Genomic DNA, 9,993 nt, shown 5'->3' with positions numbered 1-9,993 from the left:
ATACCTGCCTGTCACGCAGGGGGTCGCGGGTTCGAGTCCCGTCCGTTCCGCCACTTATTAAAAAATTAAGCCTGCTGATTAAGCAGGCTTAATGATAAGAAACTTTAGGGGCGTAGCTCAGTTGGTAGAGCACCGGTCTCCAAAACCGGGTGTCGCGAGTTCGAGTCTCTCCGCCCCTGCCATATATAATCCTTTGCTCAGGCAAAGGATTTTTTTTGCTTTAAATTTCCCGCCGATCGTCCTCCATCCCTGGAGGAGTGCGTTTATCCCAATATATTGTGCTTCAGGATCTCCCGAATCTGCGCTTGTTTATCGCTGTTCTGTAGCCAAATCGCATAGAGAGGCCTTGAAAGCGTCGCACTGTCGGTCACCGTATGCAGATTATTTTTCCCCTGTGCCCAGAGCACGGGCAGCCATGTACAGCCCTTAAGCGCGCTGAGCTGTTGGTAAGCTAACTCGGCAGAACTGGTGGTCAGCAGAGGAATATCATCATTTCCGATCAATCCCGCTTCGTTTTGTTGGAAATCGGGCCCCCATTCCAGGCGTAAATAATTCAATTCATTTGTGTATTTAGCCGGAGAGGCACAATAAAGCGCCAGGGTAAAATTACCCAGCAACTGGCTGCTTAGTTCATCCATCTTCGGCGATTCTGTCGTGATCAGGAGATCAAGCTGACGTTCGTGCAGCTGTTTGACCAGCGATTGCCGCTGCGCAATCCGCGCCTCAAACTGTAGGTTATAGGGCTCTGTATAGAGCTTTCCCAGCCATCCATTAAGCAGGCATTCCCACAGAGAAGCGCTGGCACCGATCGAAAATTCATTATGGCGGGAAGCATTCGCGACCTCCTTGCGCGCAGCTTGCCAGGTATTCATCAGGGTTTCGGCGTAGGGTAGCAGTTTCTCTCCGGCTGAGGTCAGACGGATATTATTACGATGACGGGTAAAAAGATTTACCCCCAGCTGGTTCTCCAGCTGACGAATACGAAAGCTAACTGCTGACTGCGTCAGATAAAGCGCCTCTGCGGCTCGGCCAAAGTGGCGAGTTCTGCTCACCTCAAGGAAAGTCTTGAGCAATTCCGTATCCACACTCTTCTCCGCAAAATTATTTGTCGTGATGATTTAAATGTTTTGTTTGACGCTCTGTCAAGCGTAACTAATACTCCGCGCCATAATTAGCTCGGCCAAAGAATCAGGAGCGTGTAGGATGGCGGAAAGCTTTACGACAACTAATCGTTTTTTCGACAATAAAAATTATCCGCGCGGGTTTTCCCGTCATGGAGATTTCACCATCAAAGAGGCGCAACTGCTGGAACGTCATGGTTATGCCTTTAATGAACTCGAACTAGGTAAACGCGAGCCTGTCACCGACGATGAAAAACAGTTTGTTTCGGTATGCCGTGGTGAACGTGAGCCCGCAACGGAAGCAGAACGCGTCTGGATTAAGTACATGGCGCGCATTAAGCGTCCGAAGCGTTTCCATACCCTGTCCGGCGGCAAGCCGCAGGTGGAAGGTACGGAAGATTACACAGAAAGCGATGATTAAGAAAAAGGGCGTAAGCCCTTTTTTTACGCCATCATTTTTTGTAGATGGCTCAACATTCTGTCTATTGCCCGATAGCCGAGAGCCTCCTGCAAATGATGACGTTCGATGCGTTCGACTGCCTCAATATCGGCAATAGTTCGGGAAACTTTAATCAGGCGCTGCCAGGCGCGGATTGAAAGACCGAGCTGTATTAGCGTCTGCTCCAGCCAGACAGCGTCATCTTTATGAAGCCGGCAGCAGATTTTCATCTCATCATTTCCCAGATGCGCGTTAAGTTTTTTCTGCCGCGATAGCTGCCTTTCGCGTGCGGCCAGAACACGTTGGCGTACGCAGGCGCTACTTTCCTCTTCGTTTGTTCCCTGGCTGAGCACCCCCGGCGGCGGAAGCGGGATCTCCAGGGAGAGATCGAATCGGTCAAGAAACGGGCCGGATAAACGACCCAGGTAGCGTAGCGTCTGTTCCGGTGAAGCGCGATTATGCTGGCCCTGATAGTGTCCTGTCGGGCTGGGATTCATCGCTGCAATAAGCTGGAAACGGGCTGGATAATCGATTTTGGCGCGCGTGCGTGAGATATGGATAACCCCTGACTCAATGGGTTCGCGTAACGCATCCAGCACCCTGCGTTCGAATTCAGGCAGCTCATCCAGGAACAGGACTCCGTTATGGGCAAGGGAGATCTCTCCCGGTGCCGGAATTGAGCCTCCGCCCACCATGGCCGCCAGGGAGGCGCTATGATGCGGGGCACGAAAGGGCCTGCGGCGCCAATTTTTCATGGCATGCCTGGAATCGACCAGGCTAAGTATTGCCGCGCTTTCCAGCGCTTCCTGATTACTCAGCGGCGGCAGTAGTCCCGGTAATCGACTGGCGAGCATCGTTTTTCCTGTGCCGGGCGGGCCTATCATCAGCAGGTTGTGACCACCTGCAGCGATGATTTCCAGCGCTCGTTTCCCCTGCCGCTGGCCAATAACATCACGCAGATCAACCGATGTTTCATCCGAATATTCCCCTTCTGGAAGGGGGTTAGCCAGGGTATGTCGACCTTCGAGAAAAGCGCAGACTTCCTGGAGATCGGTGGCGATAAGGCAGTCACTGCCGCCGATTAACCCCACCTCTGGAGAATTCTCATTAGAGATAACAATCTTCCGCCCCGCTTTTATGGCCTCCATGGCGCTGGATATGGCCCCAGGAACGCCACGCAGAGCGCCTGTAAGCGCCAGCTCGCCGACAAACTCATATTGATTTAGCCTGGGGGCCTTTAGCTGCTCTGAGGCCACCAGAAGCGCGAGAGCGATAGGTAAATCATATCTTCCCCCTTCTTTTGGTAGATCGGCCGGGGCCAGATTGATGGTGATTTTTTTCGCCGGATAAGCGTAACCGCTGTTGATAATCGCACTACGTACCCGGTCACGCGCTTCTCTAACCGTTGTTTCAGGCAGTCCTACCATTGTCAGGCCTGGGAGCCCGTTGCTGATATGAACTTCAACCGTGATAAGCGGGGCACCGATCCCGAGAGCGGCGCGGGTGTAAACAATGGCGAGTGACATAACACCTCCTGAGAACCGGGATTATGTCGGGGATTTGCTGTTGAGTAATTCGGCAATATTAAATTCTGCATGCTTGCTCCCAGCCAATTTTCCGGCAATTTCCGCTTTGCACTGGTGATGGATGCCGGCTCGTAAAATGCTGTCATCAGGCAACAAGATGAGAAAGAGCTGTGGAGTACGCCACAAATTGAAATATTTTCATTTCATATTTTCCCCATTAAAAACAATTGTTTTTTCTTAAATGGTTAGCAAGGTAAGAAATGAGGTCATAAAAAAATCTTGTGTTTAACGCGAAGTCTGTGGTAACTCTTTAGGTATTCCTTCGAACATGAAGCCAGAAAGAACATAAAATGACAGCCCTTCTACGAGTGATTAGCCTGGTCGTGATTAGCGTGGTGGTGATTATTATCCCACCGTGCGGGGCTGCACTTGGACGAGGAAAGGCTTAAAAAACAAGCCTTAACGAACTAAGACCCCCGCACCGAAAGGTCCGGGGGTTTTTTTATAACTTAAAAACAGAAAAGAGGAGCAGACGATGGCTGGTAGCATAAAATTCTGTTTCTCTCGATCTACGACGGGGAAGTAACTATGAATGGGGCGCGGTGGGTGGTACATGCTTTGCGAGCACAGGGAGTCGATACCGTTTTTGGCTATCCGGGTGGAGCAATTATGCCGGTTTACGATGCATTGTATGACGGCGGCGTGGAACACCTACTGTGCCGGCATGAACAGGGTGCGGCTATGGCGGCTATTGGCTATGCCAGGGCTACCGGCAAAACCGGGGTGTGTATCGCCACTTCGGGGCCTGGCGCAACCAACCTGATCACCGGCCTCGCCGACGCGCTGCTTGATTCCGTTCCCGTTGTTGCTATCACCGGCCAGGTTGCGGCCCCGTTCATTGGCACCGACGCATTCCAGGAAGTTGATGTCCTCGGTTTATCGCTGGCATGCACCAAGCATAGTTTCCTGGTGCAGTCGCTGGAAGAACTGCCGCGCATCATTGCCGAAGCTTTCCACGTAGCAAACTCCGGGCGTCCCGGTCCCGTGCTGGTCGATATCCCAAAGGATATCCAGCTGGCTCAGGGCGATCTCGATCCGCATTTTTCCATGGTAGCCGACGACGTTGATTTTCCATATGCGGATATCGAATACGCTTTGCAGATGCTGACCCAGTCGCAGAAGCCGATGTTATACGTTGGCGGCGGCGTGGGGATGGCGCAGGCGGTACCGGCGCTGCGCGAATTTCTTGCCGTTACGCAAATGCCCGTGACGTCTACCCTGAAAGGGCTGGGTGCGGTAGCGGCGGATTATCCCTACTATCTGGGCATGCTGGGGATGCACGGTACTAAAGCGGCCAACCTTGCAGTACAGGAATGTGACCTGCTGATCGCGGTAGGCGCCCGTTTTGACGATCGCGTCACCGGCAAGCTGAATACGTTTGCCCCGCACGCTAAAGTTATCCATATGGATATCGATCCGGCTGAACTGAACAAGCTCCGTCAGGCACATATCGGCCTGACCGGCGATTTGAATGTGATGCTGCCCGCGCTCCAGCAGCCGCTGTCTATCGACGCCTGGCGCCAACGTAATGCGCAGCTGCGCGCTGAGCATGCCTGGCGCTACGACCATCCGGGAGACGCTATCTATGCCCCGCTGCTACTGAAGCAGCTTTCCGATCGCAAACCCGCAGACTGCGTCGTGACAACCGATGTGGGCCAGCATCAGATGTGGTCAGCGCAGCATATGACCTATACGCGCCCGGAGAATTTCATCACTTCCAGCGGATTAGGCACTATGGGTTTCGGCTTGCCCGCAGCGGTAGGCGCGCAGGTGGCCCGTCCAGACGATACGGTTATCTGTATCTCCGGTGACGGCTCCTTCATGATGAACGTGCAGGAGCTGGGCACCGTAAAACGCAAGCAGCTGCCGCTGAAGATAGTCTTACTGGACAACCAGCGTTTAGGAATGGTTCGACAATGGCAACAGCTGTTTTTTCAGGAACGTTATAGCGAAACCACCCTTACCGATAACCCCGATTTCCTTACTCTGGCCAGCGCCTTCGGCATCCCTGGTCAACACATCACCCGTAAAGACCAGGTTGAAGCGGCACTCGACACCATGCTTTCGAGCCAGGGGCCTTACCTGCTTCATGTCTCAATCGACGAACTTGAGAACGTCTGGCCGTTGGTGCCGCCCGGTGCCAGTAATGCAGAAATGCTGGAGAAATTATCATGATGCAACATCAGGTCGCCTTGCAGGCTCGCTCTAATCCAGAAACGTTAGAACGCGTGCTGCGCGTCGTGCGCCATCGCGGGTTCCAGATTTGCGCGATGAATATGGCAACCGCCGCCGATGCCCGGAATATTAATATTGAACTGACCGTTGCCAGCCAGCGGCCCGTCGAATTACTGTTTAGTCAATTAAGCAAACTGGTGGACGTCGCCTGCGTCGAGATCCAGCAACCTACATCACAACAAATTCGCGCCTGAGCGCAAAGGAAGAACAATGACGACGAAAAAAGCTGATTACATTTGGTTCAATGGTGAGATGGTTCCGTGGGGCGAGGCGAAGGTTCACGTGATGTCCCATGCGCTGCACTACGGGACTTCCGTATTTGAAGGCATCCGTTGCTACGACTCTCACAAGGGACCGGTGGTGTTCCGTCACCGTGAACATATGCAGCGTTTGCATGACTCAGCAAAAATCTATCGTTTCCCGGTTTCTCAGAGCGTTGATGAGCTGATGGAAGCCTGCCGTGAAGTCATTCGTAAAAACAGTCTGACCAGCGCCTATATCCGCCCGTTAGTCTTCGTCGGCGACGTGGGCATGGGCGTCAACCCGCCTCCGGGCTATAACACTGACGTGATCATCGCGGCGTTCCCGTGGGGCGCCTACCTGGGCGCCGAAGCGCTGGATCAGGGGATCGATGCGATGGTTTCTTCCTGGAATCGCGCGGCGCCAAACACTATTCCGACCGCGGCTAAAGCCGGCGGTAACTATCTCTCTTCGCTGCTGGTCGGCAGCGAAGCGCGTCGCCATGGCTATCAGGAAGGTATCGCGCTGGACGTGAACGGCTACATCTCTGAAGGCGCCGGTGAAAACCTGTTTGAAGTGAAGGATGGCGTGCTGTTTACCCCGCCGTTCACCTCTTCCGCGCTGCCTGGCATCACCCGCGACGCTATCATCAAGCTGGCGAAAGATCTCGGCCTGGAAGTCCGCGAGCAGGTATTGTCCCGCGAGTCCCTGTACCTGGCCGACGAAGTGTTTATGTCCGGTACTGCCGCAGAGATCACGCCGGTACGCAGCGTTGATGGTATTCAGGTGGGTGAAGGCCGCTGCGGCCCGATCACCAAGCGCATTCAGCAAGCATTCTTTGGCCTCTTCACCGGTGAAACCGAGGATAAATGGGGCTGGTTGGATCAGGTTAATCAATAAGCATAAAAAAATGGGGCGACACGCAACGCCCCATTTCACCGAAACTGGGAGTAACTAAAGCATGCCTAAGTACCGTTCCGCCACAACCACTCACGGCCGTAATATGGCGGGTGCCCGCGCGCTGTGGCGCGCCACTGGAATGACCGACGATGATTTCGGTAAGCCGATTATCGCCGTGGTGAACTCTTTCACCCAGTTCGTGCCGGGCCACGTTCACCTGCGCGATCTCGGCAAACTGGTTGCTGAGCAAATTGAGGCCGCTGGCGGCGTCGCCAAAGAATTCAACACCATTGCGGTGGATGATGGGATCGCGATGGGCCACGGGGGTATGCTTTATTCACTGCCATCCCGCGAACTGATCGCCGACTCGGTTGAGTATATGGTTAACGCCCACTGTGCTGATGCGATGGTCTGTATCTCCAACTGCGACAAAATCACCCCGGGGATGTTAATGGCGTCTCTGCGCCTGAATATTCCGGTCATTTTTGTTTCCGGTGGCCCGATGGAAGCCGGGAAAACCAAACTGTCCGATCAAATCATTAAACTCGACCTCGTTGACGCGATGATTCAGGGCGCTGACCCGAAAGTCTCCGACGATCAGAGTAATCAGGTTGAGCGTTCCGCCTGCCCGACGTGCGGCTCTTGTTCGGGAATGTTCACCGCGAACTCCATGAACTGCCTGACCGAAGCGCTGGGCCTGTCGCAGCCGGGCAACGGCTCGCTGCTGGCGACTCACGCCGATCGTAAACAGCTGTTCCTCAATGCGGGCTCACGTATCGTTGAGCTGACTAAACGCTATTACGAGCAGGACGATGCCTCTGCGCTGCCGCGTAATATCGCCAATAAGGCGGCGTTTGAAAACGCCATGACGCTGGATATCGCCATGGGCGGTTCCACCAATACCGTACTGCATCTGCTGGCGGCGGCGCAGGAAGCGGAAATCGACTTCACCATGAGCGATATCGATAAACTTTCCCGCAAAGTGCCGCAGCTGTGTAAGGTCGCGCCAAGTACGCAGAAATATCATATGGAAGACGTGCATCGCGCGGGCGGCGTATTGGGTATTTTAGGTGAACTGGATCGTGCCGGGCTGCTGAACCGCGATGTGAAAAACGTGCTTGGTTTGTCCCTGCCGCAGACGCTGGAGCAGTACGATATCACCGTCACGCAGGATGAAGCGGTTAAGAAGATGTTCCGCGCTGGCCCTGCGGGTATCCGCACAACGCAGGCTTTCTCTCAGAACTGCCGTTGGGACACCCTGGATGACGATCGCGCAGAAGGCTGTATCCGCTCGCTGGAACATGCTTACAGCAAGGACGGCGGTCTGGCGGTTCTGTACGGCAACTTTGCCGAGAACGGCTGTATCGTGAAAACCGCCGGCGTTGACGACAGTATCCTCAAGTTTACCGGCCCGGCGAAGGTATACGAAAGCCAGGACGCGGCTGTGGATGCGATCCTCGGCGGCAAGGTGGTCGCCGGTGACGTAGTCGTCATCCGCTATGAAGGGCCGAAAGGCGGGCCGGGGATGCAGGAGATGCTCTACCCGACGACCTTCCTGAAATCAATGGGCTTGGGTAAAGCCTGTGCGCTGATTACCGACGGACGCTTCTCCGGCGGTACCTCGGGTCTCTCTATTGGTCACGTTTCTCCGGAAGCGGCCAGCGGTGGCAATATCGCGATCATTGAAGATGGCGATATGATTGCTATCGATATCCCGAACCGCGGCATTCAGCTGCAGCTAAGCGATGCCGAGATTGCGGCGCGCCGCGAAGCTCAGGAAGCGCGCGGTGATAAAGCATGGACGCCGAAAGATCGCGAGCGTCAGGTTTCCTTTGCCCTTCGCGCCTATGCCAGCCTGGCAACCAGCGCCGACAAAGGCGCGGTGCGCGATAAATCGAAACTTGGGGGTTAATGATGGCCGAGTCTCAACCCCTCTCCGCCGCCCCCGAGGGGGCGGAATACCTCAGAGCGGTACTGCGCGCGCCGGTATACGAAGCCGCGCAGATCACGCCGCTGCAAAAAATGGAAAAGCTCTCGTCGCGCCTCGATAACGTTGTGCTGGTGAAGCGTGAAGATCGTCAGCCGGTGCACAGCTTTAAGCTGCGCGGAGCCTACGCGATGATGGCGGGCCTGACGGAAGAGCAAAAATCGCATGGCGTGATTACCGCTTCGGCGGGTAATCATGCGCAGGGCGTGGCTTTCTCGGCATCTCGCCTGGGCGTGAAGGCGCTCATCGTCATGCCAACCGCCACCGCGGATATCAAAGTTGATGCGGTGCGCGGCTTCGGCGGCGAAGTGCTGCTGCACGGCGCGAACTTCGATGAAGCCAAGGCCAAAGCCATCGAGCTGGCGCAGCAGCAGGGGTTCACCTGGGTTCCGCCCTTCGACCATCCGATGGTGATTGCCGGGCAGGGGACGCTGGCGCTGGAACTGCTGCAGCAGGATGCCCATATCGATCGCGTATTTGTCCCGGTCGGCGGCGGCGGTCTCGCGGCCGGCGTGGCGGTGCTGATCAAACAGCTGATGCCGCAGATCAAAGTCATTGCGGTTGAGGCCGAGGATTCTGCCTGTCTGAAAGCCGCTCTGGATGCGGGTCATCCGGTCGATTTACCCCGCGTTGGGCTTTTTGCCGAAGGCGTGGCGGTGAAACGCATCGGCGATGAGACTTTCCGTCTGTGCCAGGAGTATCTCGACGACATCGTTACCGTCGATAGCGATGCCATCTGCGCGGCGATGAAAGACCTGTTTGAAGATGTGCGTGCGGTAGCAGAACCTTCCGGGGCGCTGGCGCTGGCGGGGATGAAAAAATATATCGCTCAGCATAATATTCGCGGCGAACGCCTGGCGCACGTGCTTTCCGGCGCGAACGTCAACTTCCACGGCCTGCGCTACGTTTCCGAACGCTGCGAACTGGGAGAACAGCGCGAAGCGCTGCTGGCGGTCACCATTCCGGAAGAGAAGGGCAGCTTCCTCAAGTTCTGCCAGCTGCTGGGCGGCCGTTCGGTGACCGAGTTCAACTACCGCTTCGCGGATGCGAAAAATGCCTGCATTTTTGTCGGCGTGCGCCTGAGCCGGGGGCTGGAAGAGCGGAAAGAGATCCTCAACCTGCTGCACGACGGTGGCTACAGCGTAGTGGATCTCTCTGACGATGAAATGGCCAAGCTTCACGTGCGCTATATGGTGGGCGGGCGTCCGTCGCAGCCGCTGCAGGAGCGTTTATTCAGCTTCGAGTTTCCGGAATCACCCGGCGCGCTGCTGAAGTTCCTGCATACGCTGGGCACCCACTGGAACATCTCTCTGTTCCACTATCGCAGTCACGGTACCGATTACGGCCGCGTGCTGGCGGCATTCGAACTGGGCGATCACGAGCCTGACTTCGAAACCCGCTTGCATGAGCTGGGCTACGATTGCCACGATGAAAGCAATAATCCAGCGTTCAGGTTCTTCCTCGCCGGTTAAGAAGCGCTGTGCT

General features: G+C 55.4%; 9 protein-coding genes and 1 tRNA gene. 8 read left to right on the top strand and 2 right to left on the bottom strand.

Annotation, left to right across the window (positions count from 1 at the left end; translation table 11 throughout):
* Positions 1-106 precede the first annotated feature (106 nt).
* Positions 107-182 (top strand) — tRNA-Trp (locus ABLU67_RS26485).
* Between the two features lie 81 nt (positions 183-263).
* Here ABLU67_RS26485 and hdfR read toward each other — a convergent pair.
* Entirely contained in the window at positions 264-1,085 is an 822-nt protein-coding gene (hdfR, locus tag ABLU67_RS26480) for an HTH-type transcriptional regulator HdfR (RefSeq protein WP_004097454.1), read from the bottom strand.
* A gap of 118 nt (positions 1,086-1,203) precedes the next feature.
* Here hdfR and ABLU67_RS26475 point away from each other — a divergent pair, with 118 nt between their 5' ends.
* Complete coding sequence (locus tag ABLU67_RS26475; protein ID WP_004097464.1) at positions 1,204-1,542, top strand: DUF413 domain-containing protein; 339 nt, start codon at positions 1,204-1,206, stop codon at positions 1,540-1,542.
* Positions 1,543-1,565: 23 nt separating this feature from the next.
* On the opposite strand, the gene ABLU67_RS26470 is transcribed toward ABLU67_RS26475, so the two are convergent.
* A complete protein-coding gene (locus ABLU67_RS26470) occupies positions 1,566-3,086 on the bottom strand; it encodes a YifB family Mg chelatase-like AAA ATPase (protein ID WP_025108421.1) in 1,521 nt (506 codons plus the stop codon).
* A 350-nt stretch (positions 3,087-3,436) separates the two neighbouring features.
* On the opposite strand from ABLU67_RS26470, the gene ilvL reads away from it, so the two are divergent.
* From ilvL to ilvA, 6 genes are all read left to right on the top strand, one after another.
* Entirely contained in the window at positions 3,437-3,535 is a 99-nt protein-coding gene (gene ilvL, locus ABLU67_RS26465; protein ID WP_001311244.1) for an ilv operon leader peptide, read from the top strand.
* Positions 3,536-3,674: 139 nt separating this feature from the next.
* Positions 3,675-5,321, top strand: coding sequence for an acetolactate synthase 2 catalytic subunit (gene ilvG, locus ABLU67_RS26460; RefSeq protein ID WP_025108420.1), 1,647 nt, complete (start codon positions 3,675-3,677; stop codon positions 5,319-5,321).
* A complete protein-coding gene (gene ilvM, locus ABLU67_RS26455) occupies positions 5,318-5,575 on the top strand; it encodes an acetolactate synthase 2 small subunit (protein ID WP_004097471.1) in 258 nt (85 codons plus the stop codon). The genes ilvG and ilvM overlap by 4 nt, the downstream gene beginning before the upstream one ends.
* A gap of 16 nt (positions 5,576-5,591) precedes the next feature.
* Positions 5,592-6,521 (top strand): branched-chain amino acid transaminase, encoded by a 930-nt coding sequence (locus ABLU67_RS26450; protein WP_004097473.1) that lies wholly within the window; start codon positions 5,592-5,594, stop codon positions 6,519-6,521.
* Positions 6,522-6,582: 61 nt separating this feature from the next.
* Positions 6,583-8,433 carry a dihydroxy-acid dehydratase gene (gene ilvD, locus ABLU67_RS26445; RefSeq protein WP_004097475.1) on the top strand — a complete coding sequence of 617 codons (1,851 nt, stop codon included), beginning with the start codon at positions 6,583-6,585 and terminating at the stop codon, positions 8,431-8,433.
* A gap of 2 nt (positions 8,434-8,435) precedes the next feature.
* Complete coding sequence (ilvA, locus tag ABLU67_RS26440; RefSeq protein ID WP_014227448.1) at positions 8,436-9,980, top strand: threonine ammonia-lyase, biosynthetic; 1,545 nt, start codon at positions 8,436-8,438, stop codon at positions 9,978-9,980.
* Positions 9,981-9,993 lie beyond the last annotated feature (13 nt).

It is taken from the genome of Klebsiella sp. GN_Kp190, from assembly GCF_040061795.1.
GTDB classification, from domain to species: Bacteria; Pseudomonadota; Gammaproteobacteria; order Enterobacterales; family Enterobacteriaceae; genus Klebsiella; species Klebsiella michiganensis.
This window is presented reverse-complemented; position numbering and strand designations above follow the sequence as displayed.